The sequence below is a fragment of the Tunturiibacter lichenicola genome, from assembly GCF_051013355.1.
Taxonomy (GTDB): domain Bacteria; phylum Acidobacteriota; class Terriglobia; order Terriglobales; family Acidobacteriaceae; genus Edaphobacter; species Edaphobacter lichenicola_F.
On sequence record NZ_CP132944.1, the window covers coordinates 1476180 to 1501505 of the forward strand.

The following is a 25326-nucleotide window of genomic DNA, read 5'->3' on the forward strand; positions in this document are numbered from 1 at the left end:
CACCGCATCGCGTCCGCAAACGGACAGGACGCTCCATGGATGAACAGCTTCGCTCCGAGCGGCGATGGCACGCAGCCTTATTTACAACACGATAGCTATCAGCGGAGTTGGCAGTGCGACTGCAGATAGACGATCCATCAACTCTTTAGAGGTAGGCAGCGATGCAGACACTGATTCAAGACCTTCGCTTCTCGTTACGCCAGATCAAACGCTCGCCCGGTTTCATGATAACGGCGGTGCTGACGCTGGCCCTGGGTGTAGGCGCGAATACGGCAATCTTCTCGCTGCTGGACCAGGCGCTGCTGCGCTCGCTGCCGGTGCGTGCGCCCGAGCAGCTAGTGGTTCTGAGCGGCACTGGAAAGGCTTGGGAGGGCCACTCCAGCAATCATGGCGCTGGCGTGGAGCAGTCCTTCTCCTATCCGATGTATCGCGACCTCCGCGACCGCGGCACGGCCTTTGACGGCTTGATCGCGACGTCGCCTGCCGGAGTCGGCATTACGCGAAACAATGCGTCTGACTTCGCCGATGCTGAGATCGTGAGCGGCAACTACTTCAGCGTGCTCGGCGTCTCGGCTGCACAGGGACGACTGTTGACGGCAAGCGATGATACGACGCCGGGAGCAAATCCGGTGGTCGTGCTAAGCCATCACTACTGGCAGACTCACCTCGGAGCCGATGCGCACGCAGTGGGCGAGACGATCTCGATCAACGGCGTGCCGTTCCAGATCATCGGGGTCTCGGCGCCAACATTTCAGAGCGCGGTATGGGGACAAGTACCCGACGTCTTCGTGCCGATGTCGATGCTCGACCAGGCGATTCCAGGCAAGGGGAAGCGCCTGCAGGACCACACAGACCGATGGATGAACATCATCGGCCGCCTCAAGCCGGGGGAGACGCCGCAGCATGCGCAGGTGGCGATGGCTCCGCTATGGCACGCGTTGCGGGCGGAGGAGTTGAAGGCATTTGGCACCAAGTCGCAGCGCTTCGTCGATGAGTACCTGACTCGCAGCGAGTTGACCGTCGCGCCCGGTTCGCGGGGGCTCTCCTATGATCGCGAGTCGCTACAGAAGCCGTTGTATGCCGTCATGGGGATGGCGTTCCTTGTGCTCTTGATCGCAGCTGTGAATGTAGCCAGCTTGCTGCTGGTGCGTTCGGCAGCGAGAGTGCGCGAGTTCTCGCTGCGATACGCGCTCGGCGCGAATGCGCGGCGTGTCGTGCAACAGCTTCTGCTGGAAGGCATGCTGATCGGCATTGCCGGAGGAGCAGCGGGTCTGCTCCTCGCGCCAACGTGCCTTCGCGTGCTGGTGCAACGGCTGGCCACCGATGGACCGTCGGCCTTTTCTACAACGCTGGACACCCGGCTGCTGACCTTCAACTTCGCGATCGCTCTCGCGGTGAGTGTTCTGTTCAGCCTCGCGCCTGCAGTGCAGTTGTTGAGGCCTGATATCGTCAACTCGCTGAAGCAGCAGAGCACCACCGCATCCGGCGGCACGCTGAACTTTCGCCGCCTGATCGTTTCCCTGCAGGTTGGCCTCAGCGTTCTGTTGCTGGTCGGCTCCGGTTTGTTTGTGCGCACGATGCAAAACCTGCGGCACGTCGATACAGGGATCAACACCTCGCACCTCGTCACGTTTCACATCGACCCTCTGCTCTCCGGCTATGCAAAAGACAAGATTCCCGCGCTGCACCAACAGATTCTGGAGACAATGACAACGCTTCCAGGTGTCCAGTCCGTAGGCGCGACCAATGACGCAGAGCTGGCCGACACCGGGCACAAAGGAAACGTCACGGTGGAAGGCTTCACCGCGCCAGCCGATGAGGACTTCGACGTGGAGGAACCTTCGGTGAATGCAACCTTCTTTCATGCGATGCAGGAGCCAGTCATGGCCGGACGCAGCTTCAGCGAAGACGATGACGCCACGCATCCGCTGGTCGCAGTCGTCAACGAAAGCTTCGCGAAGCATTACTTCACCAACCCCGCGGCGGCAGTTGGCAGACGCGTCGCCAGCGGCGGCGGAAAGAACCTGGAGTACATGACGATCGTCGGCGTTACGCGAGACGCGAAGCACGTCAACCTCCGCGACGCCCCCACGCCTACACTGTTTACGCCACTGAAGCAAACAAAGTCGGTGGACCAGCTCTATCTCTATATCCGTACGGCGACACCACCCGAACAAACCTTCGCTCTGGTGCGGCAGACGATCAAACAGATCGACGCAGGCCTCGCAGTAGACGAGCTGCGAACGATGGACGACCAGATCGACACGACGCTTTCTAATGAGCGCATGATCGAGCTGTTAGCGATCTCATTCGGCCTGCTTGCAACGATGCTCGCTGGCGTTGGCCTCTACGGCGTGCTTGCGTTCTCGACAGCGCAGCGCACACGGGAGATCGGCATTCGCATCGCCCTCGGCTCGACGCGCCTCGGCGTATCACAGCTGGTCCTGCTGGATGTGCTGCGGCTGGCAGGAATCGGCGTCGTCGTCGCGATTCCCTGCTCGATCGTGCTCGGCAGACTGTTGCGGAGTCAACTCTTCGGTGTCTCCACAGCAGATCCGTTCACGTTGATCGCTGTCGTATTCCTGATTGCGATGGTGGCGTTACTGGCTGCCGTCATCCCTGCACGTCGAGCGTCCTCGGTCGATCCGACGACTGCGCTCCGTGCTGAATAAGTTTCTGGCTGATCACCAGAAAGAGAAAACGGCGGCAACGAAAACATGGATTCGTTGCCGCCGTTTTCGATTCTGTATCTATGAAACGACGATTAGATGTGGCAGCTCACCATGCCACGCTTCTCGAGATACTTCTGGTGATACTCTTCAGCCTTCCAGAACGTTGTTGCTGGAACGACCTGAGTTGCGATGGGTTTGCGATACGATCCGGCTGCGTTAAGCTCTGCGATCTTCGCGCGTGCCTGTGCGAACTGCTCGTTGGTTTGAGTGAAGATGACGCTGCGATACTGCGATCCCCAATCCGGACCCTGGCGATTTACCTGGGTGGGATCGTGCATCGCGAAGAACGCGTCCAAAAGTGTCTCGTAAGAAAGACGGGATGAATCGAAGATGACTTGAACGACCTCCGCATGGCCTGTGCGGTCCGTACAAACTTCTTTATAGGTTGGGTGTTCGAGCTCGCCGCCTTCGTATCCTACGGCTGTATCGATGACACCTGTGATCTCGCCAAATCGGGTCTCTACGCCCCAAAAACATCCTGCTCCAAATGTTGCTTTTTCAATTACCACTTTGCTGCTCCTTGACTACGTCCATTGGATGCTCTTGCGCTGCGATTGTCACCACCCGCAAGGTTAATAGCCCGAGTATTTTGAGCGCGACATAAGAGAAGTGTCAAGCGGACAAAGGTGGTAGAAAAACAAAATGGTACGACCGCGTATCTAGTTAGATAAGCGCGGCTTAGAAAACTGTATGCAAGACGTTTCAACAATTAGCTGGGGCGTCGTGGACGGCTCGCCGATTTTGTTCCAGTCGGCTGACGACGTGGCTTTGTGAATTTCTTTTTAACAGGAGATTTAAGTTGCGCGAACTCGGGAGTCTTCTTCTTCGGTACAACCTTCTTGCCCTTCGCAGCGCGGTCAAGCGCCATCACTTCGCCAAGTGTTAACTCGCGGAACTCGCCCGGCGGCACATCGAGGCGAAGCGCGCCATAACCGATGCGCCGAATCTTCTCGACGTGGTGTCCGATCTCTTCAAACATCTTTCTGATCTGACGATTCCGGCCTTCGATGAGAGTCAGCTCATACCAGGGGTTGTCCCCACCGCGAACGAGTTCAACCTTCGCCGGTGAAGTAATGATGCGGTCGCGACGGCCACTGCGAACCTCATCGAGACGGCCGCGGTCGATCATGATGCCGCGACGAATCTGATCAAGCCCTGACGCAGGTGGGGTGCCGCTGATCTTGACGAGGTAGGTCTTTTCGACGCGTGCAGCAGCCTTCGAGAGTGCGTTGGCAAGATTGCCGTCATTCGTCATCAAAATGAGGCCCTCGCTGAGATAGTCGAGGCGCCCTACAGGATAGAGACGAACGTTGTCACCGTGTGGCCCGGACTTCTGCTTCGCCATGAGCTGCATGACGGTAGGTCGCTTCTCTGGGTCGTCGAGTGTCGTGACATAGCCGCGCGGCTTGTTGAGCATGTAGTAGCGCTGCTGCTCGGGGCCGTGAAGCAGCTTGCCGTCGACGCGAATGTGATCCTTCAGCGCATCGTGGCGCGTGCCGAGTGTGTTGACGATCACACCATTGACCTGCACGCGACCTTCGAGGATGATCTCCTCGGCCTTACGGCGGCTGGCGATCCCTGCCTGCGCAAGAATCTTCTGGAGGCGGTCGCCTTTAGGTTCGCCATTGTTGTCGGGCTTTGCTGCAGAGGGAGACTTCGTCATGTGTTGCCAGCTTTCTGACTGCGGAGCTGCTCATCGCGGTCGTGAGAATTCAATCTCTATTATCTCCTGTTTGCGCTGCGTCCGCGACCCGTCAATCGCGGACGCAGGGATCAGGGTAAAAGGTGACCCCGAAGCGCTTTGAGATCTCGAGGATCTTTGGCATGTCCGCGGCAGGCGAGTAGAAGCTGATCTCTTCAAGATAGTCCTCAAATCCTGCAGGTGTAATGAAGACAAGAATGCGCCCTATCGTCTTTCCAGCGTTGCGAAAGGTGTGTATCGATCCGCGCGGACCAAATACTGTTTCACCGACACCGAGTGGGTGCCATTCGCCCTCGTGCAGAAACTCAAAATCACCTTCCAGATTGTAGAAAGTCTCGTCTTCGTGGGTGTGGCTGTGTGGTGGCGGCCCACCGCCGGGAGGGACGTGTTGAATAGTTACAGCAGAGACTCCGTTGGACATCGCTGCGTTGACGAGAACATCGACAGGCTCTCCAAAGACTTTGAAGGTTTTGATAGGTGGCATTCCCGCTCCGTTGCATGAACTGCGACGCCGTGACTTTTGAGATTTATAAAAACTACGACACGCAGCATCGTAGCAAACGAAACGGGCAGATCGACGAAAGGCCATTCTGCAGCTTCAGGTCAGGGGACGCCATCAGCATCACTCCGTGCCATACAAGCGAATGATGAACGAGACCTGGTAGAGAAACGAGACTGCAAGAATAGCCATCTGAACGCGGCGGTTCTTGGTGATCATTGCGACAACACAGAACACCAGACTGACCGCGATACGTATCGGATATTCGATGCCGAACGAATGAAGGTAAGCAGAGCCCTTAAGGCTGGTGTCGATGATGTCCGCAATGAATGTTGCAGCAAGAAAACCGAAGAACCACCTGCGACGCGAGAGAAAATAGTCCTCGTAGCCGGCGTAGTCCTTCAGGTCCGACGGGAAGAGCAGTGTAGACAGAAAATAAAACAGGATCGCGTAGAGGATGACGAAGAAATAAATCTCGAAGGTCCACCGCGGCACCATCGCGAGACGAAACTCCCACCACCAGAAGTGGATGATCCAGAGCAGAAGCGAGGCAGCCCACCCGAGATGAAGCAGGGAGACTCGTTCACGCTTGGGATGCTGCACGAAGACTGCGAAACCTTTCAGCAGCGTCGTGATACAGAGGCCAACGATGATGGAGATGACGACCTTGACGTGAGAGTAGACGTCAGGGCTCGAATCGGAAAGAGTCATCGCGACTGCACCGCCTGCACAATTACTGTAGCCAATTACTGTAGACGACTCCTACCGACGATTGCTGGATCAGAGCTTGTTCGTGTCGATGAAGGGCACGCGCTGCATACCCTCCGGAGCACGCTTCAGCGGAGCATCCGGCGTTCCTTCATTGTCGCCCTCCGGCGTCGCTACCGTATCTGGCTCTTCATCTTCTGGCTTTTCGGGAGAATCGAGCGGATTGCGTGTGGGGTCCTGATTTGAAGGTGACATTATCCCTCCTCGGAGTCGCGGCGTTGATCGTTCTGGATCTCGGCATCGAGAGCGTCTTCGCCCTCACCACCAACAGGAATGTCGGTGTCATAGTTCGGCGGAAGGCCCGAGACGCGGCCGTCAACGATGGCCTCCTCTGCCACGGTCTCACCCGTCTCGTTGCTGTCACCGTCGGCCTGGGGCTCAGTCTGGTCCCGCTCCGCTTCAAGATCGCTTGAAGTCTCTGGTGCGTGATGTTCCATGGGAATCTCCTCCTGCTCGGCCAGCTCGCCAGCCATCTTCTCAAACTCTTCGATGCTGGGAAGCTCGTTGATGTCTTTCAGGCCGAAGCGAAGGAGGAAATCTTTGGTGGTTTTATACAGAATCGGTCGCCCAATGACCTGTTTACGACCCGCGGTAGCCACAAGTTTGCGCGTCATCAGCGAGCCGAGAACGCCGCCCGAATCAACTCCGCGAATCTCAGAGACCTCCGGGGCGGTTACGGGCTGCTTATACGCAACTACGGCGAGCGTCTCGAGCGCTTGCAACGAGAGCTTCAGCGGTGGCTTCAGAGATTTCACGAACCCGCGCACCGCATCGTGGTACTCCGGCTTGGTAGCGAGGCGGTACCCGCCGGCAACCTCGCGTATCTCGAGGCCTCGATCGGAGGTCGCATAATCCGCGATGAGCTGGTCCAGAATGCTGCGGAAGTACTCGCGCAAACGCCGCTCTCTTTCGCGCGCAAGCTTCTTTTCATCCTTGTCGGATACCGTCGCGTCAGCAGTTTCTTTGCTTCCCTGCTCTGCTGAGTCTGTCGCCTCAGAAATCTCATGCCCCGCGGCAGACTCGGCAGGAGACTCCAACTCGGCTTCAGCTTCAAGATCATCAGCGGAGCTCATCGCAGCAGCATCTGCAGCGGCATGCTCGCGAAGCGCCTTTGCGTGAGCGGCCTCCTGCGCGGCTGCTTCGTGCAGATGGCGGTCAAGAGCCTCGGCGTGCGCGGCTTCGGCCTCCGCAGCCGCCGCTTGGTCCACATCATCGGGGACGGTGGAGAGAACCTCATCGTTCAGGCTGTCCTGATCAACAGAAGTAGGGTCGCCAGTCGCCTCCTCCAGCGCAAGAGAGTGCTGCGCCGCGTCGAGGTGGTCAAGTTCGGCCTGGGCTTCATGGCCCAGCAGGCCGGCAAGTTGAGCCAGGGTTACCGGTTCTTCAGAGGCGTAAATAACTGCTTCGATCTTTGCTTTAAGGCTCATGGTCTCGTTGGTGTACTTCTAAGCATACCAATGACGAGGGGATTGACGGCACCCACCCCCGAAGTTCCGAAAAGTAGGCCACAAAGCAAGAAGAACGGCCCGCCGAGCTGGCGGGCCGTCCCCTGAAACTAGCCGATGCAGCTACTTCGCGATCGCATTGAAGAGCCAGAAGAGGCAACCGGATAACAGCGCTGCCACCGGCAGGGTGAAGACCCACGCAAGAGCGATGTCGCGCAGCGTGGACATCTGCAGGCCGCTCTTATTCGCAGCCATCGTCCCAGCCACGCCCGAAGACAGAACGTGCGTGGTGCTGACGGGCAGGCCGTAACCGTCGGCAGCGAGGATGGTCAACATAGCGACAAGCTCAGCCGACAGCCCCTGAGCATAGGTCAGGTGCGTCTTGCCGATCTTTTCGCCGACGGTGACGACGATGCGCTTCCAACCGATCATGGTTCCCAGGCCGAGCGCGAGCGCGACCGCAACCTTCACCCATGGCGGAATGAACTTAGTTGAGTTATCCAGCATACCCTTGTAGTTCTTGAAGATCTTCTGGTCAGCATCGCTCACCTTGGGGCCGTACTTCGGCATCAGGCGCAGCGTCTCGCTGGTGAGATACATCTGGTTACGAACGTTAGCCTGCATGCCCGAGGGAACCGCGCCAAGCGATCCGTACTGGGTAGCCTCATTGCGGATATCGCCGACCATCTCCTGCAACGCGAGCATAGTATGCGGGGTGAACTTGTGAGTGCTGACAAAGTCTTCCAACTCCGGGCCGCTGTCAGCGACAGTCGTGTTCGGATCAATGTAGTCGCCTACCGCTCCGATCACCTGTTGCGACACCGCAGCGAAGGTCTGCACCTGGCTGACCCCGACGGTGTGGTTCAGCGCATACGCAGTCGGCACCGTGCCGACAAGGATGAGCATGATAAGCCCCATGCCCTTCTGTCCGTCGTTTGAGCCATGCGCGAAGCTGACGCCCGTGCAGGTGAGCACCAGCAGCGCGCGAATGTAGAACGGCGGCGGCTCCGCCCCCTTAGGAGCCTCATAGAGACGTGGATCCTTCAGAACGGCCTTCATCAGCAGGAAGACCAGAGCCGCGCAACCAAAACCAACGAGCGGCGAGACGAGCAGCGCCTTGAAGACCTTCGTCACCTGCTCCCAATCGACGCCACTCACGCCGCTGGTGCCGTGCATCAACTGGTTGGCCACGCCAACGCCGATGATCGAACCGATCATCGTGTGCGAGCTCGAGGCAGGAAGCCCCTTCCACCACGTAGCGAGGTTCCAGAGAATCGCCGCAATCAGCAGCGCGAAGACCATCGCGAAGCCCGAGCCTTTGCTGACCTTCAAAATCAGTTCAACGGGCAGCAGCGAGATAATCGCGAACGCAACCGCACCCGAGCTCGTGAGCACGCCGATGAAGTTCCAGATACCCGACCAGACGACCGCGACATGCGGCTCAAGCGCGTGCGTATAAATGACCGTCGCGACCGCGTTGGCAGTGTCGTGGAAGCCGTTGACGAACTCAAAGCCAAGCGCGATGAACAGCGCCAGGCCGAGCAGAAGATAAGGGAAGATCGAGCCTTCATGCACCGGCAGAAGATCGGTGTAGAGCCGGCTGGCAATGTATCCGAGACCGCCGACAACCAGCACACCGAAGATGATGCCGCCAATCTTACCGGGAGACGATTTCTTGAGCTTCTGGTCGAGCAGAGAACCGGTGGGATGGATTACAGGAGTAGCCATAATTGGTTCGCCTAAAGATTCAAGATGAGTGCGTGAGCTGACGATAGGCCCGCATTGCGAATGGAGTGTTACAGCAGCGTGAAACATACATTCTTTTGGAGACAGGAAGGATAACCCAACTCTCACGGGCCCACAGAAACTAACCCATTGTTTGCAATAGTTTGCGCACAGAACACAAGCCCGGCAGAAGCCCAGCGAATCGCCCGCGTCTACCGAAAACGCACCTCCACGTCACCTGCGACGCGAAAATGGTTTCAAGAATGTTCTCCAAATCACGCTACAAGTCGATTACCGATAAACAGGCACGGGCGGCGTGTACAACTTCCGTCCATCGCCACATGAAAGGGCCGAGCCTATAATTCAGCCTTTCGAGGGTCGTTTTTATGAAACTCCTTGCACAGTGGCTTCGCAGTGCGGCGGTTCTTACTGCAATCATCCTCTTCTGTTTTGCGCGATCAGCATCCGCCGACACCTACACCATCTACGATCTTGGCGATTCGAACGCGCGCGGCATCTATGGCCTGACCACCGCTGGCTCCGTGGTTGTCTTTCAGCAGAGCTGTGGCGCGTTCGGCCCCTCCTGCTACTTGACCTACGCCAACGGTGTGGCCGTGAGCGACAGTTCAACAGCGCCCGGTCTCGCCTATGACGACGGAACATCGTGCACTTCGACGCCCGCAGGCTTCAACGCCGCAAAAAAGACCTGCAACAACGGCCTCGTCGGTATGGGTTCGCTCTACAACCCCAACGGCGATCCGAACGGCGTCTACATCGGCTCCGGCGACACCCTTCAACTCCTTCACGGCGGTTCAGCGGATCAAGTCTTCCTGAACGCCTCCGGCGACTTCGCCTGGACCGACGGCAACAGCGAGGAGATCTTTGAGGCTCTCGATACCTCGAAGTCGATCGCAACTCCCGAGCCGGGCACCTGGCTGCTGGTGGGCACCGGCCTCTTGTTGTTCACCTCAGCCCTTCGCCGCAAAGCGCTGCGCTAGCATCCAGCGCTGTTCAACCCTGGCCATGAAGCGTAAAGTGGCCAGCACAGCTGTTTGTCTAAAAGAAGCAGACCTCATCCTTGGTGAGCGTGCTTCTCCTCGCGTTCTGGGGCCCAAAAAACCAAATCCCTGACTATGATTGAACGCACGAACCGATCTGCTCGTGGCGGAACTCCGAAGAATAACCGAAAGTAAGGAGGCAACGATGAACTTCGATAAGAGCGATACCGCAGTTGTTTTTATCGACCCTCAGAACGACGTCTTGAGTGAAAAGGGCCTCAGTTGGCCGCTGCTTCACGAAAGCCTCAAAGAAAACAACACGATCGAGAATATGGAGAGCATCTTCAAAGCCGCGAAGGCTCACGGGTACGAGGTGTTCATCTCCCCTCACTACTTCTACCCCACCGACAAGGGATGGAAGATCAACGGCCCTCTCGAATCCGATGAGTTCGCGGTAAACGAGTTCGGCCGCAAAGGTGTTCTCACACTCGATGGCTTCCGCGGATCAGGTGCAGACTGGCTCGAGCGCTTCAAGCCGTACATCGAAGACGGCAAGACCATCGTCGTCTCACCGCACCGTGTATGGGGGCCAGAGTCGAACGACCTCGTCATCCAGCTCCGCAAACGGAAGATCAGCAAGATCATCCTCGGCGGTATGCTGGCCAACATGTGCGTCGAGTCTCACTTGCGTGAGTTAGTCGAGCAAGGCTTCGAGGTTGCAGTCGTGAAAGACGCGACCGCCGGACCGAAACATCCGGAGTGGGGCTACGGCTACACAGCAGCACTTATTAATTACGCGTTCATCGCACACGCTGTTCCGACAACAGCCGAGGCAGTGAAATGGATGGAGAGCGGCCCGGCATAGGCAAAAACGAAGGTTGTTTAACGCCAGTCGTCGCGAGCCTGCGCATGGTCGGTGAGCACTTGGTCGAAGTTCTCTGTCTTCTTGATAAGGATGTCGCCCTGAATCACCGGCTGGTGCAGCAACACCGCCTGCAGGCGCACCAGCTCAAGCATCGCGAGAAACATGCAGATCAGCGCCCGCTCCGTGTGTGTATTGTGCAGTAGCCGCTTCAGGCTGACAGGCTTGTCCTCCATCATCAGGCGGCGCTTCACGTAATCAATCATCAGCGCAACCGTCACCGACTCCTCATCGACGTTCAGAATGGGCCGCTCGCGCAGGCGAAGCAGAACATCCTGAAAGACCCGCACCAGATCTACGGTATCTGCGTCGATCTCCCGGTCTTCATCCAGCGAAGGAGCACCCACCTCCCCGATGTCGCGCTTGAAGTTCTTCAGCCCGGAGGTGGTCCAGGTCGCCTCTTCAATCTGCTGCTTCTGCAAAAGCATCTGCGCCGCAGCCTTGAACCGCTCATGTTCCAGCAGACGTTCCACCAGTTCACGACGCGGATCTTCCGGATCGCCCGAAAGCACATCGGAAGGGTCGCGAGGCAGCAGCGTCTTCGACTTGATGTGGATCAGCAGCGAAGCCATGTAGATGAACTCGCCCGCAGCATCGACATCGACCTGCTTCAAGTGGTGCGTGTACTCCAGAAACTGGCTCGTGATGCGCGCAATCGGAATGTCGTAGATGTCGATGTTCTGCTTGCGAATCAGGTCGAGCAGCAGATCGAGCGGCCCGTCATAGACCTGGCCAACGGTAACCGAAAAGGGCGACTGCGACACCTCTTCCTGGGCCTTATCCTTCGCTGGGCGCTTCGGTTCAGGCGCTCGCGGCGGCACAGGCGGATGCTGCAGAGCGAACGGCTCGTGAGCAGCAGCGTCCGCTCCTTCAGTCGAACCTTCGGCATCCGAAGCGGCAGCGCCTTCAGACGCTGTCTCTGCAGAGACCACCTCGTCCGCCCCAGAGGTGGCGGTCTCTTCTGCAGCGTTGACGTCTTCGACGTTCGTTTCGGGAGGTAGAGTTTCGTCGGGCATGGTCATTACTCGAGGCCGATGGCCTGGCGGACGTGCTGAAGCGTCTGAATTGCGCGGTGGCGGGCACGTGCGGACCCATCCCACAAAATGGCATCAACCTGGCCTGGATCAGCCTCCAGCGCACGGCGTCGCTCCTGTATGGGAGCGATCTCGCGAACTATCCCGTCAGACAGCCAGCCCTTGCACTGAATACATCCGATGCCGGCCGTCGTGCAGCCCTGCCGTACCTCCAACTGCGTCTCTTCGGTCGAGAAAACTTTGTGCAGGTCGAAGACCGGGCAGATATCGGGATTCCCCACATCGGTACGTCGAATACGCGCCGGGTCGGTGACCATCGTCTTCAGCTTCGCGCGAAGATCCGCCTCTGGCTCGGAGAGCATGATCGTATTGCCGTAGCTCTTCGACATCTTGCGGCCATCGAGACCGGGGAGCTTCGGCGAAGGAGTCAGCAGAACCTTCGGCTCAGGAAGAATCCCAGTGACAACAGCGTTGGCAGAAAGCTCAGCCGTGAGGATCTCCTTGTCGGAGTGGTCTTCGCGAGCCTTTTCGATAGCGGGCGTCGGCTGCGAGCAGTAAAGAGCATTGAAGCGACGCGCCACCTCGCGAGTCAGTTCGACGTGAGCCACCTGGTCCTGTCCAACAGGAACAAAATCCGGCTGATACAGCAGAATGTCGGCAGACTGCAGCAGCGGATACCCGAGAAAACCATAGGTATTCAGGTCTTTCTCGCGGAGCTGCTCCTGCTGGTCTTTGTACGTAGGCACCCGTTCGAGCCACGGCAGCGGCGTAAACATGCTGAACAGGGTAAAAAGCTCGGCATGCTGGGGAACGTGCGACTGAATAAAGACCGTGCAAACCTCGGGATCGAGCCCGGCGGAGAGGAAGTCCAGCGCGACATCCCGTATGCTCTGGCGGAGCGACGTCGGATCGGCGTACTCCGTCGTCAGCGCGTGCAGATCGGCGATAAAGAAGTAGCAATCGTACTCGTGCTGGAGCTTGACCCAGTTGTAGAGCGCGCCCATGTAGTTGCCAAGATGGAGACGGCCGGTGGGTCGCATACCGCTCAGCACGCGGGGACGTAAAGGTGTCAGGTTGTCTTTGGTATTTTCAGTCATTGCAATCAAATGCAAGGGTAAATGATTCGAGCGGACAATGGCGGATCACCCATCAACCATCTACCTTCAGCAAACAAAAAGACGACCCAAAAATAAAGTTAGAAAATGTGGCGCATTTTTTGGCACTCGAAAACAGCCCTCCAAAACACCACATTCACCACACATCGCACCACGATTTCACCACCCAAAAACCACGTTCAAGCACCCACTTTTTCCAAAACACCCCCCAAAAAACCAAGGAAATCGACGAAACTTCTCCCCGTGACCACGCCAAAAAATCTCGTCAAAAATCTCAAGTTAGAGGGTGAAGAGAATGCGATTAAAGGTGCTCAGAAGAGGCGAAAAGAAGATGCTGAAGATAAAGCTCCCGCCCACCAGCATCAGGATAATCATGCCAAACATGCCCACCCGGTCATAAACCTGCAAAACCTTATAAGGAAGAAAGTGACGCAGAATATGGCTGCCATCGAGCGGCGGAATCGGAATCAGATTGAAAACAAAGAGCAACAGGTTGATCAGGATCACAAAGTAAAGAAAGAGCGCAATCGGAAAGAGGGTAGGAAGATTCTCCGTCGAAATCCCCGGTATATGCGAAGCCAGCGCCATCGCCGTACCAATCGCAAGCACGCCTCCCGGCACAAGGTGCTTGATAATCACCAATAGAATCAAGGCAATCGTCGCCGAAAGCAGATTACTCGCAGGCCCGGCCAGCGTCACCAGAATGTCGTCGCGCTTGTAGTTCTTGAAGTTACGAGCCGTAACAGGAGTCGGCTTCGCCCACCCGATCAGCGGCCAGTGATACACCAACGCCAGCAGTGGCATAAACACCGATCCAAGTGGATCAAGGTGTTTCAGCGGATTGAGCGTGACGCGGCCAAGCATCTTGGCGGTAGGGTCACCAAGGCGCCACGCAGTCCAGGCGTGAGCGCATTCATGAACACTGAAGGCGAGCACCAGGACGACAACTTGAAAGACGATGAGGACTGCTTCCTGATTCATACGTGTTCAAGTTTACTCAACTTTGCGTGATAAGACCGTAAAGACAACCGCAGGCTCGCACCATAGTTTTCACATAACCTCTCGCACCAGAGGTACGAGAGGTTATGCTTAGCTTTCTCCGCAACGCGTCTTCACTGCTCTGCCTGCTCGAACGCTACAGCGTATGCGCCGAGAGCTGCGTCGCTTGTTTCTGAATCTTGGCCTTCGCCGGGATGCCCACCGAGACGGTCTGCTGCGGAACCGGTTTGGTGGCCAGCGCCATGGCTCCCAGCATGGCGTCTTCGCCTACATTCACTCCGGCAAGCACAGTCGCATGGTAGGTAATCCGCGCGCGCGGCCCAAGTTCGGTCACCTTATTGTTGATGTTTGACTGGTTATTGATGTCGTGAGTATGCGAGTAAACATTGGCATAGTCGGACACGCTGGTTCCCTCGTGGAGGATGATTCCGCCACGGTCGTCGAGCATGACGTTCTTGTGGATCGTGCAGGAGTCTTCGATCGTGAGGTTGTAGCCATAGGTGAACTCGACGTTATGAAAGATCTTGACGTGCTTGCCAAGGTGACGGAATATGTGCCGGCCCAGCATGCAGCGGAAGCGGAAACCAAGCCAGTGGTTCAGTCCGAGGGGAGAGCGATCGAACATCTGCCAGAACCAGATAAGTGGTTTGCGGATGGCGTACTGTTCGACATCGACGTCGCCATAATACTCCGGTTCAAGCGTGATATTGCGAGGATCAAAGCTCTCGGTAAGCGAGTACATGGCGAGCTCGCTGTTGAGCACGGCCTTCAGGTGACCCTTGTACGGCTGACCGAGATATAGCTGGTAGAGCTCATTACGCACGATCTCCGCGCGCTGGTCGGGTGACTGGTGCCGGGTGAACTCATCGTTGAGCTTAGCGAGCCAGCGGCGATACAGGGCCTCAGCTTCGGGAGTGGGTTTGAGTTCACGGTATGTGTGGATTGGCATATATCCCTCGCTGTTTTTCGTCCACCTTCCAGGCTGGCGAATCTGTGTCGGCCTATTCTATGGCGAAGACGGCGTAGACGGTGGCGGTTTTTTCAATCTGACGCGGGTTGATGGCAAGAGGAGCAACTTTCTGCATTGCCATAGGCGCGGCAGCCATCGCGCGCATCAACGGTCGCGGCGGTTCGGCCTGAGTTTCGTTGCTCGCATAAATCAGAGCACCAAGTTTGACATCGAGGCCTTTGGCCATCTCACCCGCGACGGAGCGGGCACGCTGCAACGCCTTTGCCGCAGCTTCAGCCTGGGCCGCGTTCTCATCCTTCATACTCCAATCGATTTGGCCAGATTGATTCGCACCGGCTTTGACCGCGAGATCGAGAGTCTTTGCGGCATCATCGGCGTTCGTCCGAACCGTCCAGCTCTGAGTGACCTGAAATTTGCGCTGAGCCTTCTCGGCTGGAGTCAGCTTGTCGATCTGAAACTCCTGCACCGGAGAGACGTTCTGATTCTCGCTCTCGATCGCGTCCGAGGCGACGCCAGCCGTAGTAAGGGCCTTGACGATGGCGTTCGATACACGAGAGCCAGTGGCGTAGGCAGTGTCGCTGTCGGGGCCATAGGCGATAAATCCGATGTGGACGGTAGCGGTGTCCGCCAGCACCGTGACTTTGTCCGTGGCGGTGATGGCAATCGTGCGATTCTCTTTGCTGATTTGAATGGTCTGAGCGGCGGCGTTCATGGCGAACAAGGTAGCACAGAGTGCCAACGGAGCGAGGCGGTGGACGTTCATAAATCTTCTCCTGTGGAGTTGAGTAGGTCGGCCATGGTGGGTTTGTGCTTCGGTTTTGCAGCTAGCTTCTGCTTAGGATCAGGGAGCACCCGCTCCGACGGCGGAGTACCAACGCGGGCACGGGCGTTCGCCTTGACGGCTTTCACCTTGGAGAACACCTGCTTCTTGGGCTTACTCATCCGAGATCCTTCCTGCGTTCGTTCCGGGCTTCGAGGCCCATGCGTGATTATGCATGACTCTTGCTTGTAAGGGGGTATCTGAGGCAGGATTGCAGATGGGATTCGGCTCGTAGCTCGAACCGGAGACCGGATGAGGTGTGGGATGGAAGAACGCGACTTTTTTGATGAGCGGGCGGAACAGCGAACGCATGTGATGACCTGTCCTCACTGCGGGCAACAAGGGGACTACCAGATTGAATGGGTAGTGCGGCGGAAGAAGGCGCAGCTCCCACGTGGTGCCGATGACCGCGACCGGGCGCGTTTTGCCAAGGCGCAGAGTTATATGGTGCGTCGGGATGACCCGATGGGTTGCAAGAACGTTCGATGCCGCAAACGGTTTGATGTGGTCGGTATCCAGTCGGTGGCGTTTATTTAGCATCTTGGTTACCCGTTCGGCTCTATCTTGGGCCTTGGTAAAGAAAGATTTTCCTTCTGCTCGATCGTCTGGGGCCAGCTATGATTTAATACAACATGACGGGCGTCCCTTAGGGCGGCGACCTTTTTGAACCGGAACACCTTGCACCAGGAATACGCGGAGACCAAGAAAGCAATGGCGAACACACTGCTACCCATCGAAGAACGCAATCTGACCCCGGATGAGGTAGAACGACTGGATAAACGTCGGCGCCGCGGCCAGCTCTTTCTCGTTCTCTGCTTTCAGAGCCTGATCGTAGCGACCTTGCTGACCCTGTGGAGTGGGCAAGACCTGACCCTGTCGCCCGGCTGGGCGCATCCGGTCGTGTATTGGAATGCGATCACGTTTACAGCCGCGCTGGTCTTCGGCATCGTGGGCATTCGGCTGAAGCGCGGCAGCAACGAGTTCATTAGCTACTAAATCGCTGTAAAACAGAACCTTTTGTCGCGGGAATGACGACGGATGAGTTGTGCGAAATTTTCGAGTGGCAAAAGCTCCGTTCCTGATATTCTCTGCCTAGAATTGTCTGCCGGAGTGTGTCATTAGCGCAGGCCATTCCTCTTTGTTTGGAAGATCTCCCGGGCAACTGAGCTAATCTTGCGGCAGCCGCCGCGTCCGGGTTGGCGGATTTGCGAGTCTGATGTCAAAACATCGATCGCAATCAGACCCGTATTCATCCTCTTGCCAAGCTATTGCATCTAAACAAAGTAGAGAAACGCAGGAATGGTGATCACGGGGCTGCCTTGACGATTGATGCTGGAAATACCGCAGTGTTGGAGCCAGTCGAGACAACTGCTCAGGTTGAGGGAAGGCTTCGAGACAAATTTGGCCGGGCCATCACAGATCTGCGTGTCTCAGTAACAGACCGATGCAACTATAAGTGCGTTTATTGTCGAACAGGCAACGAAGGCCCTCAGTATACCGAGCTTGCAATCCAGGATTACATCCGAATGGTGCAGGTTTTCGTCTCCCTGGGGGTGGAAAAGATTCGCCTCACCGGGGGGGAGCCGCTGCTGCGGTCCGGCCTGGTGGAGATGGTGCGCGAGGTGGCCGCGATGCGCACGGCGTATCTGCCGGACGGGACTTTTGCAGATGGAATGGGAGTGCCGCTCGACATTGCGCTGACCACAAATGGACACCTTTTGGAGGGGTTGGCGCAGCCGCTAAAGGATGCTGGCCTGAATCGCGTGACCGTCAGCATGGATGCGGTCGATGCGGAGACCTTCGCAGCGATCACACGCGTTCCGCGCAGCTTCGACAAGGTGCTGGCGGGGATTCGTAAGGCGCAGGCGGTGGGCCTGGGCCCGGTGAAGGTGAACTGTGTGCTCCTGAGAGGCTTTAACGATGGACAGATCGAGCAATTCGCAGAGTTCTCACGGCGCGAAGGTGTGATCGTCCGGTTTATCGAGTGGATGCCCCTGGAAGAGGACCGTAGCTGGAAGTTGGAGTCCGTAATCTCAATGAAGGAGATCATGGGACGACTGAATGCGTATCGTCCTCTGGTTGAGCTGGCCCCGCACGCTTCAAGTGAAACGGCGAAGCGATTTACCTTCGATGATGGGATCGGTGAAATCGGAATCATTGCTCCTGTGACGCGGCCTTTCTGCGGGCACTGCAGCCGGGTACGCCTCACCTCCGACGGAAAGATACGGACTTGCCTGTTTTCGCAGAGTGACCACGATCTGTATGGTGAGATGGTTCGCGGCGGAACGGATGCGGAGTTGGCTGCGTATATTCGCACGATGGTGATGCGCAAAGAGGCGCGTCATCACATCGGTGAACCAGGTTTTGAAAAGCCATCGAGAAATATGGTCCACATCGGCGGCTAGGGCTGTATCGTATATTTCCGGCAGTTTATTGAAACATTAGTAGACTTATGAGAGCCTGATATCTGGTATGTGCAAAACTCTGCACATACTTTCAAAGGACATCGATTGAAGGACCGACGACAGTTTGAGGTCATTGAGAGCCGCCAAATGGACCACCTACGGGTGTTTCATGACGTAGCGCGCGCTCTGACATCAAGCCTGGAGTTGGAGGAGATTCTCGGCGCCATCATGGACAAGATGGCCCAGTTCTTCGGGCCGGAGCGATGGTCGCTCCTGATGGTGAATGAGGCTACGGGCGAGCTCTATTACGCGATCGCCGTTGGTGAAAATGCAGAGAGCCTGAAGGGGCTTCGCGTACCGTTGGGCGAGGGTGTGGCAGGTTGGGTGGCGGCGACGGGCAATCCGCTGGTCGTGCCGGATGTAGCGTTGGATCCGCACTGGTCAGCATTTGCAAACAAACATCCCGATTTGAGGATTCAGTCGATCGCCTGCGTGCCAGTACGCTCAGGAAATAAGACGCTCGGTGTGATTCAGCTGCTGAACAGCAAGCTCGATCTGTTGTCGGAGCACTCGATCTCGTTTCTGCGCATCCTGTGCGACTATGCAGCGATTGCGATCCAGAACGCCCGGTCGATGACGCTGATTCAAGAGCTCACCATCACCGATGACGTCACCGGACTCTTCAATGCACGGCATCTGTACACCATGCTGGATGAACAGGTAGCGGCGGGGAAGGTATTTAGTCTGATGTTCGTCGATCTGGACCACTTCAAATCGGTGAACGATACGCATGGACACCTTGTGGGGAGCAGGCTACTGGCCGAGATTGGCGGCCTGATGAAGCGGTCACTCGGGCCGAACAATGCGGCCTTCCGCTATGGTGGAGACGAATTCGTCGCGCTTCTTCCGGGTATGGGAAAGGCTGCGGCGGTCGGCACCACAATGGCGCTGTGCGAAGATCTGCGGGGAGCGCGTTTTCTTGAAGGTGCGGGGCTTTCGCTCAGCGTCTCGGGAAGCTTTGGGCTGGCGTCGTTTCCGGAGGATGGAAATACCGTAGCGACAATTCTGCGAGCAGCAGACACCATGATGTATGAAGCCAAAGTGACGCGAGACAACGTTGCGGTTGCAGGACGAGGCACGGTCGGACGCGTCGAGCAATCCAGACCGATCAGCGGTTCGCGGCAGGCTGTCTCTGAACTCTTCATCGAACGAGACACAGTGCCACGCGTCTAACCATTTTTCTTGATCTTTTCCAGGATTTTTCTTGATCCATCCATGATGGGTCAGTTCTCGCTGGGGCGATGACGCTCCAAGGTGACACCACGCCGAGGCTCGGGCTTGATGACGTCGCGATTTTCAGGAGAGACGGGGTGTACCCCGAAGTCCCACACGCCAAGGTTGACGGCCTTATCGGATATGACCTCCATCAGGGCAAACTCGCCGAAGTCGAGCGGCTCCTTTGGCGTGACCTTGAGCCAATGTCCTCCCGGCAGAAGTTCTGAGGTGGTCTCGACGACATCCTCCTGGCGCTGCCCGCTGCCAAGCATCCCGATACGAAAGCTGGCAATTACGCGAACACCTTTGCGAATATCGGCACGGACGATGACATAACGGCTTTTGGCAGAACCACCCTCCGGATCGCTTTTGATATTGCTGGTCGCACCGTGGGTATCGACAGTAAGGGGCGCGCCTGCCGTGTTGCCGACGGTCTCGTCGCCAATACGGAGGTAGAGTACCGGGTCTTTAACGTGAAGTTGGATAGGCGACGTCTCGCCTTTGAGCTGCACGATCTGGTGAGAGGCTGAGAGCGGGTTGACCGCGGCCTTCAAGAGATTATGACCGGTATTGCGGTTAAGATCGCTGTCGGTCTGGGCGAGGGGAACAAGTTCGGGGGTGCCCCGAAAGGTATCGAGAGCCAGCGTGCTGTCTTCTTCGGGGAGCCGAAGGTCTTTGGCGACCTCGGGAGTGAGAGCGGCCCGGTCGGCCTCCTCTTTTAGAAGCTCTGGATCGATCGCGGGAGGCTGAGGATTCTCGGAGTCGGTGGGCGTTGCAGGTTGAGTATGTTGCTTCTCCCATCGATGGGTAGCGTCGAGATCGACGAGAGAGACAGGAATCTCCTCCTCTGCGCCACCCCGTTCGGCACTGACGTAGTGCACAATGGAGCCCACGACGCGATAACTCATGACGATCTGATAGCTGCCGTCCTTAAGGATGAGGCGGGTGCGTCGAGGAGCCGTATCCGGGCCGGACTGGACTACTGACGTATGCTGGGCGAGCGCGAGGCCGGGAGGAGCCACGACAATTATCCCGGAGGTAAGCATAGCCGAGGCAATCCGGGTCACAATCCGCGTCGAGAATCGGTTATCGTGTGTCGTCATAACGTTGCCCACCAGTTTAGACGCACCTCGGGATGCGATCCTTACGAAGTATTCCCCCCACGACAGTTGGCGAATTGTCTACTTCGCTGGAGCCGCCAACGCACCATTCAATTTCACGTCTCCGCTCACCGTCTTCGGATCGACAGTGATCTCCTTCAACTTTGCCTCAACGTCGGTAGGCATTTCCTTCTGATAGCGGCCTCCGAGGTACTTCGCGAAGAACTCCTCCATCGCTGCGACCATCGCAAGGTTGTTGATGGGACGAGCGAAGCCATGGCCTTCGTCGGGTGCGACCAGGTACTCGACAGGCTTGCCGTTGTCGCGCACCGCAGCCACAATCTGGTTGCTCTCACGAACGTTTACGCGTGGATCGTTCTTGCCCTGAACGACCATTAGTGGAGTCACGATCGCCTTCGCCTGCGTCAGTGGAGACTCGGCAACCAGAAGCGCCTTGCCGTCCGCTGTGGTCGGGTCGGCCATGCGCGTGTACATCTGCTTACGCCCTGCCTCCCAGTACGGCGGAATGGCGTCGAGCAGTGTGATCAGGTTCGACGGAGCGACATACGCGACCGCAGCGGCGTAGACATCCGGAGTAAAGGCGACGCCAGCCAGCGTCGCGTAGCCCCCATATGACCCGCCAAATATGCCTACATGCTTCGTATCAACCGTACCGTCAGCGACCAGCGCCTTCACGCCCCAGGTCAGGTCATCCTGCATCTTTCGGCCCCATTCGCCGTTACCGGCGTTCAAAAACTTCTTGCCAAAGCCAGTGGAGCTGCGGAAGTTCGGCTGCAGGACCGCGTAGCCGCGGTTCGCGAAGAACTGCGCAAAGGTGTCGAAGCCGAATGAATCACGTGCCCACGGACCACCGTGCGGAAAGACGATCAGCGGCAGATTCTTCGCTGCGAGCCCCTTGGGCAGCGTGAGGTACGCAGGGATATCCAATCCGTCCTTCGATTTGAAGTGGTACGGTTTGCGCTCCGAGAGCGCCGTACGCGGCAACTCTTCGCGAATTCGGTACTGAAGCACAAGCGTATTTGCACTGCGGTCCCAGACGTAGGTCTCGCCCGGCTCGGTGTCGCTACTGGCGTTCAAGATCCAGATGTTCTCGTCAGCAGAGCGAGCTCCGAAATGAATCTCTTTTCCGGGCAGCTTCGTTTGAAGCCAGTGGTACTGCTTTTCAAACTCTTTGTCGCGGAAGTAGAGCCTGTACCGGTCGTCTTCGTACTGCGTGAACAAAATCCGATGGTCGATGTCCGAGGTCACCAATCCGGCGATATCGACCCGGTTCTCCGGATCGCTTTCCACTTTGGTGATTGCCCCGGCTGCGGGATCCAACATCTCGACTTCGCTGAGATCGAGCGCACCCTTATTGGTGGTCAGGTACACCTGCTTGTTTTCTGCATCGAAGCCTTCAACTCCGCAGCCTTCGAGCACAGTGCAACTATAGATCTGTTTGAAGCCATCCCCGTCGACCCGCAGGATCTCCGTGTCACCCGCTTTGTTTGTGCGTTCGGCCAGCCGTAAGTTGCCGTCGTGGTCGAAGTCCCAGCCGGCGATCTCCTCGGTATTTTTGCGGATGAGCTTCTTCTCGCCCGTCGACAGGTGCAGTTCGTACAGATCATGCCAGTGTGGATCACGATCATTCAACCCAATGTAAAGAATGTCCGGCTTCGACTTCGGCACCGAAAATATTTCAGTGCGAACTCCCTTGAGGTTAGTCAGCGCACGCGTCGGCGGCACACCCGTCTTGGGGTCTGCAGCTACAGTCGGATCGATCGCGTAGATGTTGAAGTTTTCATCGCCGGCAGCGTCCTGCACGTACAGGATGTACTTCGAATCGCGACTCCAGAAGTAGTTTCGAACTGGACGTGTAGACTCAGCGCTTATGGGTCGCGCCGCACTGAACGGCTGGCCCGCCTTTTTCACCCAGACGTTGCGCGTACCCTTGTACGGCTTGAGAAACGAGATAAACTGTCCGTCTGGCGAGATCTGCGCACCAGAGATCTGCACTTCACCAAAAAAAAGCTGTCGGTCGATGATGGGCGGCTGCTGTGCGCGAACGGCAATGGGTGTGGCGAGAGAAACAATCGCTAGCGCTGAGAGAAGTGAGTTTTTCAAGAGCAGCTCCGAGAGGAAGATGACGGTTACAGAATAATAAACCTACGCATCGATCTCTCCCAATGGAACACTCCGGCCGTGAAATGGCCGGATTGACTGCTATGCCGACTTCGCTAGAAACTGCCTCATAGCGAGTGCGATCTCCTCGACGTGGGTCTCCAGCGCGAAGTGTCCCGTATCCAGAAACTGAACGGTCGCGTTCGGGTTATCGCGACGGTAAGCCTCTGCTCCGGGAGGGATAAAAAACGGATCGTGCTTGCCCCAGATTGCGAGCAGCGGCGGCTTCGATTTGCGGAAGTACTCCTGAAACGCGGGGTAGAGCTTCACATTGTTTGCGTAGTCCAGGAACAGATCGAGTTGAATGTCCGTATTGCCGGGCCGCGCAATCATCGCGCTGTCCAGTATGTAGCCCTCGGGCGCGATCACGTCGGGGTTGGGCACGCCTTCGGTGTACTGATAACGAATTCCCTCGGGGCTGATTGCTGCATTGCGCACTACCTCACGGTTCGCAGCTGTCGGCTCGCTCCAGTAGCGTCGAATGGGAGCCCATGCATCGCCAAGACCCTCCTCGTAGGCGTTGCCGTTCTGCGAAACGATTGCTGTGACGCGCTCCGGGTGCGCCATCGCCAGACGAAAACCAGTCGGTGCACCGTAGTCGAAGACATAGAGTGCGTAGCGCTTCAGCTGCAGCGCGTCTGTAAACGCCAGAATCGTCTTCGCCAGCGCATCGAAAGAATATTTGTATTGACGCTCCTTTGGCACCTCAGTGAATCCAAAGCCTGGGAGATCAGGCGCAATGACGCGATAGCGGTCCGCAAGACGAGGGATCAGCTCGCGATACTGAAACGACGAGGTCGGAAAGCCATGGAGCAAGAGAACGACGGGGGCATCCGCAGCACCGGCTTCACGATAGAAGACAGTAACACCGTCTGCCTGGACACGATGGATTGAGGTATGAGGCACGTTCGTCTTCTCCGATATGGGTTCAGCGTTTGCAACTGGAAATGAGCCAGCGGCGGCGGCAAAAGAGATGCCGCCGCGCGTAAGAAAGTTTCGCCTATTCATAGTCTGCTCCCGCGCTCACCGAGTTGGATCGATCTCCTGCAGCGCCGAAGTTGATGGTTACATTCTTTTTGTAACCTGTCAAATTAACTTTAACAAGTTACATAGATTTAACCCCACAGAACCTGCTTAAAGACGACCAGTCTTCTTTTTCTTCTCAAATTCAGGCACACTCGGGAGATGATGCGCGTTGGTGTTGATGAGAATCTTGCCCCGGAGTTGCTGGTGGATCTCCCACCTGAGGCACAGATCGTGCGAATTCCCCGAAGGCCGTCCGAGGTTATAGATGTCGATTTTTGGATTCTCGTGTTTGCTCGAAGAGACGCGAAGGATACTTTTGACCAGCTGCGCGGCGTAAAGGTAGTGCAGTCGATGATGGCAGGGGTGGATTGGATTTCGCCATGGCTGCCGAAGGACATTGTGCTCTGTGATGGACGTGGAATTCACGACGTCTCTGCGTCGGAGTGGGTTTTGTCCGCGACCCTGGCGGCTCTGAAGCGATTTCCACGCTACCGCGACCTGCAGTTGCGACAGGAGTGGAAGGGGCAGGCTTCGGTGACGGACGGCTTTCTCAATGAGGGCGGCGCCCAGGTCGGACAGTATCAGGTGTTAGGGGATGATCTAGCGGGCAAGACGATCCTGATCGTCGGCTATGGCTCGATTGGCGCCGCGATCGAGGCGCGCATGAAGCCGTTCGGGGTGACGATCGTCCGAATAGCTCGCTGTGCACGTCCCGAGGACGATGTATTCGGGATCGATGAGTTGCATCGGCATCTGCCGAACGCTGACGTCGTCGTACTGATTGTGCCTTTGACGCAAGCGACACTTGGGCTGATCGGAGCCGCAGAGATCGCCCTCATGAAGCGTGGAGCTCTGCTCGTCAATGCGGCGCGCGGACCGGTCGTGGTCACCGAAGCGCTGGTGGAAGCGTTGCAGGAGCATAGAATACGCGCTGCCCTCGACGTGACAGACCCCGAGCCACTTCCGCCGGGCCATCCACTATGGTCGGCGCCCAATTGCCTGATCACCCCACACGTTGGCGGCTCGACGCCGGAGTTCATTCACAGAGCGTTCCGCTTTGGAGCAGAGCAGGTTCGAAGGTTCATGGCCGGGAAAGAACTGGAAAATGTTGTGACCGACGTCGGCTACTAAATCCCCTTTTATATAAAAGCAACTGGCCTGCCCCGCTCAGCGGAGTTCAGGCCAGATGAGTACGTAAGTTGAAAGTGAACGAGGTAAGACGAGCTCTCTGAGAGCCTACCGCCTGCGTCCTACCTGAAGTTCGTCGACGTCGTCGTCTTCCTCTTCTTCCTCATCATCATCTTCGTACTCGTCGTCGTCCTCTTCTTCCTCCTCGTCGTCATCGTCATCTTCGTATTCATCGTCATCTTCTTCGTCGTCTTCCGCGTCGTCGTCCTCGAGCTCGTCGTCCTCATCTTCATCTTCATCTTCGTCCTTGAACTCGTCCTCGTCGTCGTCCAAAGGTTTCTTGGCGGCGCTAAGGAATTCAGGCGCTGCGGACTCCGTCAGGCTGTCAGGAAAACTGTTGAAGGCGGAGGGGATATCCAAGCCGAGGGTAAGAAAGGTTGCGGTGAGGTCGAAGGTTAGGGTCTCGGTTGCCATGAAATCTC

General features: G+C 57.1%; 25 protein-coding genes. 8 read left to right on the forward strand and 17 right to left on the reverse strand.

Annotation, left to right across the window (positions count from 1 at the left end):
- Positions 1–161: 161 nt before the first annotated feature.
- Positions 162–2672, forward strand: a complete 2511-nt coding sequence (locus RBB82_RS06390) for an ABC transporter permease (RefSeq protein WP_433974280.1) — start codon at positions 162–164, stop codon at positions 2670–2672.
- Between the two features lie 92 nt (positions 2673–2764).
- Here RBB82_RS06390 and msrA read toward each other — a convergent pair whose 3' ends face one another.
- From msrA to RBB82_RS06425, 7 genes are all read right to left on the reverse strand, one after another.
- A complete protein-coding gene (msrA, locus tag RBB82_RS06395) occupies positions 2765–3241 on the reverse strand; it encodes a peptide-methionine (S)-S-oxide reductase MsrA (protein WP_433974281.1) in 477 nt (158 codons plus the stop codon).
- 200 nt (positions 3242–3441) lie between these two features.
- Entirely contained in the window at positions 3442–4395 is a 954-nt protein-coding gene (locus tag RBB82_RS06400; protein ID WP_433974282.1) for a pseudouridine synthase, read from the reverse strand.
- A 91-nt stretch (positions 4396–4486) separates the two neighbouring features.
- A complete protein-coding gene (locus RBB82_RS06405; RefSeq protein WP_433974283.1) occupies positions 4487–4918 on the reverse strand; it encodes a cupin domain-containing protein in 432 nt (143 codons plus the stop codon).
- A 138-nt stretch (positions 4919–5056) separates the two neighbouring features.
- The gene (locus RBB82_RS06410) at positions 5057–5644 is read right to left on the reverse strand and encodes a hypothetical protein (RefSeq protein ID WP_433974284.1); all 588 of its coding nucleotides are present in this window, start codon (positions 5642–5644) and stop codon (positions 5057–5059) included.
- Positions 5645–5713: 69 nt separating this feature from the next.
- Positions 5714–5896, reverse strand: a complete 183-nt coding sequence (locus RBB82_RS06415) for a hypothetical protein (RefSeq protein ID WP_433974285.1) — start codon at positions 5894–5896, stop codon at positions 5714–5716.
- On the reverse strand, positions 5896–7128 hold the full coding sequence (scpB, locus tag RBB82_RS06420; protein WP_433974286.1) for an SMC-Scp complex subunit ScpB: 1233 nt from the start codon (positions 7126–7128) through the stop codon (positions 5896–5898). The genes RBB82_RS06415 and scpB overlap by 1 nt, the downstream gene beginning before the upstream one ends.
- 141 nt (positions 7129–7269) lie before the next feature.
- Entirely contained in the window at positions 7270–8874 is a 1605-nt protein-coding gene (locus RBB82_RS06425; protein WP_433974287.1) for an inorganic phosphate transporter, read from the reverse strand.
- A gap of 383 nt (positions 8875–9257) precedes the next feature.
- Here RBB82_RS06425 and RBB82_RS06430 point away from each other — a divergent pair, with 383 nt between their 5' ends.
- Positions 9258–9869 carry a PEP-CTERM sorting domain-containing protein gene (locus RBB82_RS06430; RefSeq protein ID WP_433974288.1) on the forward strand — a complete coding sequence of 204 codons (612 nt, stop codon included), beginning with the start codon at positions 9258–9260 and terminating at the stop codon, positions 9867–9869.
- A 205-nt stretch (positions 9870–10074) separates the two neighbouring features.
- A complete protein-coding gene (locus RBB82_RS06435; RefSeq protein ID WP_433974289.1) occupies positions 10075–10734 on the forward strand; it encodes a cysteine hydrolase in 660 nt (219 codons plus the stop codon).
- A 17-nt stretch (positions 10735–10751) separates the two neighbouring features.
- On the opposite strand, the gene RBB82_RS06440 is transcribed toward RBB82_RS06435, so the two are convergent.
- The 6 genes from RBB82_RS06440 to RBB82_RS06465 form a co-directional block, all read right to left on the reverse strand.
- Positions 10752–11807 (reverse strand): segregation and condensation protein A, encoded by a 1056-nt coding sequence (locus RBB82_RS06440; protein WP_433974290.1) that lies wholly within the window; start codon positions 11805–11807, stop codon positions 10752–10754.
- Between the two features lie 5 nt (positions 11808–11812).
- Positions 11813–12922, reverse strand: coding sequence for a tryptophan--tRNA ligase (gene trpS, locus RBB82_RS06445; protein ID WP_433974291.1), 1110 nt, complete (start codon positions 12920–12922; stop codon positions 11813–11815).
- A 297-nt stretch (positions 12923–13219) separates the two neighbouring features.
- On the reverse strand, positions 13220–13921 hold the full coding sequence (locus RBB82_RS06450; RefSeq protein WP_433974292.1) for a site-2 protease family protein: 702 nt from the start codon (positions 13919–13921) through the stop codon (positions 13220–13222).
- Between the two features lie 154 nt (positions 13922–14075).
- The gene (locus RBB82_RS06455) at positions 14076–14888 is read right to left on the reverse strand and encodes an acyltransferase (RefSeq protein ID WP_433974293.1); all 813 of its coding nucleotides are present in this window, start codon (positions 14886–14888) and stop codon (positions 14076–14078) included.
- A 52-nt stretch (positions 14889–14940) separates the two neighbouring features.
- Complete coding sequence (locus RBB82_RS06460) at positions 14941–15672, reverse strand: SIMPL domain-containing protein (RefSeq protein WP_433974294.1); 732 nt, start codon at positions 15670–15672, stop codon at positions 14941–14943.
- On the reverse strand, positions 15669–15851 hold the full coding sequence (locus RBB82_RS06465) for a hypothetical protein (protein WP_433974295.1): 183 nt from the start codon (positions 15849–15851) through the stop codon (positions 15669–15671). Before RBB82_RS06465 ends, RBB82_RS06460 begins: the two co-directional genes overlap by 4 nt.
- Before the next feature lie 142 nt (positions 15852–15993).
- On the opposite strand from RBB82_RS06465, the gene RBB82_RS06470 reads away from it, so the two are divergent.
- From RBB82_RS06470 to RBB82_RS06485, 4 genes are all read left to right on the forward strand, one after another.
- The gene (locus RBB82_RS06470) at positions 15994–16266 is read left to right on the forward strand and encodes a hypothetical protein (protein WP_433974296.1); all 273 of its coding nucleotides are present in this window, start codon (positions 15994–15996) and stop codon (positions 16264–16266) included.
- Positions 16267–16440: 174 nt separating this feature from the next.
- Positions 16441–16725, forward strand: a complete 285-nt coding sequence (locus RBB82_RS06475; protein ID WP_433974297.1) for a hypothetical protein — start codon at positions 16441–16443, stop codon at positions 16723–16725.
- Between the two features lie 350 nt (positions 16726–17075).
- Positions 17076–18134: a GTP 3',8-cyclase MoaA gene (gene moaA, locus RBB82_RS06480; RefSeq protein ID WP_433975344.1), complete on the forward strand. Its 1059-nt coding sequence runs from the start codon at positions 17076–17078 to the stop codon at positions 18132–18134.
- Positions 18135–18281: 147 nt separating this feature from the next.
- Positions 18282–19367, forward strand: coding sequence for a diguanylate cyclase (locus tag RBB82_RS06485; RefSeq protein WP_433974298.1), 1086 nt, complete (start codon positions 18282–18284; stop codon positions 19365–19367).
- Between the two features lie 50 nt (positions 19368–19417).
- On the opposite strand, the gene RBB82_RS06490 is transcribed toward RBB82_RS06485, so the two are convergent.
- The 3 genes from RBB82_RS06490 to RBB82_RS06500 all read right to left on the reverse strand — a co-directional run bounded on the left by RBB82_RS06490 (position 19418) and on the right by RBB82_RS06500 (position 23698).
- A complete protein-coding gene (locus tag RBB82_RS06490; RefSeq protein ID WP_433974299.1) occupies positions 19418–20512 on the reverse strand; it encodes a hypothetical protein in 1095 nt (364 codons plus the stop codon).
- 78 nt (positions 20513–20590) lie between these two features.
- Positions 20591–22633 carry a S9 family peptidase gene (locus RBB82_RS06495; protein ID WP_433974300.1) on the reverse strand — a complete coding sequence of 681 codons (2043 nt, stop codon included), beginning with the start codon at positions 22631–22633 and terminating at the stop codon, positions 20591–20593.
- Positions 22634–22732: 99 nt separating this feature from the next.
- Entirely contained in the window at positions 22733–23698 is a 966-nt protein-coding gene (locus RBB82_RS06500; protein ID WP_433974301.1) for an alpha/beta fold hydrolase, read from the reverse strand.
- A gap of 177 nt (positions 23699–23875) precedes the next feature.
- On the opposite strand from RBB82_RS06500, the gene RBB82_RS06505 reads away from it, so the two are divergent.
- Entirely contained in the window at positions 23876–24847 is a 972-nt protein-coding gene (locus RBB82_RS06505) for a 2-hydroxyacid dehydrogenase (RefSeq protein WP_433974302.1), read from the forward strand.
- Positions 24848–24952: 105 nt separating this feature from the next.
- On the opposite strand, the gene RBB82_RS06510 is transcribed toward RBB82_RS06505, so the two are convergent.
- Positions 24953–25318, reverse strand: a complete 366-nt coding sequence (locus RBB82_RS06510; protein ID WP_433974303.1) for a hypothetical protein — start codon at positions 25316–25318, stop codon at positions 24953–24955.
- Positions 25319–25326 lie beyond the last annotated feature (8 nt).

What these genes read in the sequence shown, in the direction of transcription:
- RBB82_RS06390 (WP_433974280.1), top strand. Translation starts at nt 162, where the DNA reads ATGCAGACACTGATTCAAGACCTTCGCTTCTCGTTACGCCAGATCAAA.
- RBB82_RS06400 (WP_433974282.1), bottom strand. Translation starts at nt 4,395, where the DNA reads ATGACGAAGTCTCCCTCTGCAGCAAAGCCCGACAACAATGGCGAACCT.
- RBB82_RS06405 (WP_433974283.1), bottom strand. Translation starts at nt 4,918, where the DNA reads ATGCCACCTATCAAAACCTTCAAAGTCTTTGGAGAGCCTGTCGATGTT.
- RBB82_RS06410 (WP_433974284.1), bottom strand. Translation starts at nt 5,644, where the DNA reads ATGACTCTTTCCGATTCGAGCCCTGACGTCTACTCTCACGTCAAGGTC.
- RBB82_RS06415 (WP_433974285.1), bottom strand. Translation starts at nt 5,896, where the DNA reads ATGTCACCTTCAAATCAGGACCCCACACGCAATCCGCTCGATTCTCCC.
- scpB (WP_433974286.1), bottom strand. Translation starts at nt 7,128, where the DNA reads ATGAGCCTTAAAGCAAAGATCGAAGCAGTTATTTACGCCTCTGAAGAA.
- RBB82_RS06425 (WP_433974287.1), bottom strand. Translation starts at nt 8,874, where the DNA reads ATGGCTACTCCTGTAATCCATCCCACCGGTTCTCTGCTCGACCAGAAG.
- RBB82_RS06430 (WP_433974288.1), top strand. Translation starts at nt 9,258, where the DNA reads ATGAAACTCCTTGCACAGTGGCTTCGCAGTGCGGCGGTTCTTACTGCA.
- RBB82_RS06435 (WP_433974289.1), top strand. Translation starts at nt 10,075, where the DNA reads ATGAACTTCGATAAGAGCGATACCGCAGTTGTTTTTATCGACCCTCAG.
- RBB82_RS06440 (WP_433974290.1), bottom strand. Translation starts at nt 11,807, where the DNA reads ATGCCCGACGAAACTCTACCTCCCGAAACGAACGTCGAAGACGTCAAC.
- trpS (WP_433974291.1), bottom strand. Translation starts at nt 12,922, where the DNA reads ATGACTGAAAATACCAAAGACAACCTGACACCTTTACGTCCCCGCGTG.
- RBB82_RS06450 (WP_433974292.1), bottom strand. Translation starts at nt 13,921, where the DNA reads ATGAATCAGGAAGCAGTCCTCATCGTCTTTCAAGTTGTCGTCCTGGTG.
- RBB82_RS06455 (WP_433974293.1), bottom strand. Translation starts at nt 14,888, where the DNA reads ATGCCAATCCACACATACCGTGAACTCAAACCCACTCCCGAAGCTGAG.
- RBB82_RS06460 (WP_433974294.1), bottom strand. Translation starts at nt 15,672, where the DNA reads ATGAACGTCCACCGCCTCGCTCCGTTGGCACTCTGTGCTACCTTGTTC.
- RBB82_RS06465 (WP_433974295.1), bottom strand. Translation starts at nt 15,851, where the DNA reads ATGAGTAAGCCCAAGAAGCAGGTGTTCTCCAAGGTGAAAGCCGTCAAG.
- RBB82_RS06470 (WP_433974296.1), top strand. Translation starts at nt 15,994, where the DNA reads ATGGAAGAACGCGACTTTTTTGATGAGCGGGCGGAACAGCGAACGCAT.
- RBB82_RS06475 (WP_433974297.1), top strand. Translation starts at nt 16,441, where the DNA reads ATGGCGAACACACTGCTACCCATCGAAGAACGCAATCTGACCCCGGAT.
- RBB82_RS06485 (WP_433974298.1), top strand. Translation starts at nt 18,282, where the DNA reads ATGGACCACCTACGGGTGTTTCATGACGTAGCGCGCGCTCTGACATCA.
- RBB82_RS06490 (WP_433974299.1), bottom strand. Translation starts at nt 20,512, where the DNA reads ATGACGACACACGATAACCGATTCTCGACGCGGATTGTGACCCGGATT.
- RBB82_RS06500 (WP_433974301.1), bottom strand. Translation starts at nt 23,698, where the DNA reads ATGAATAGGCGAAACTTTCTTACGCGCGGCGGCATCTCTTTTGCCGCC.
- RBB82_RS06505 (WP_433974302.1), top strand. Translation starts at nt 23,876, where the DNA reads ATGATGCGCGTTGGTGTTGATGAGAATCTTGCCCCGGAGTTGCTGGTG.
- RBB82_RS06510 (WP_433974303.1), bottom strand. Translation starts at nt 25,318, where the DNA reads ATGGCAACCGAGACCCTAACCTTCGACCTCACCGCAACCTTTCTTACC.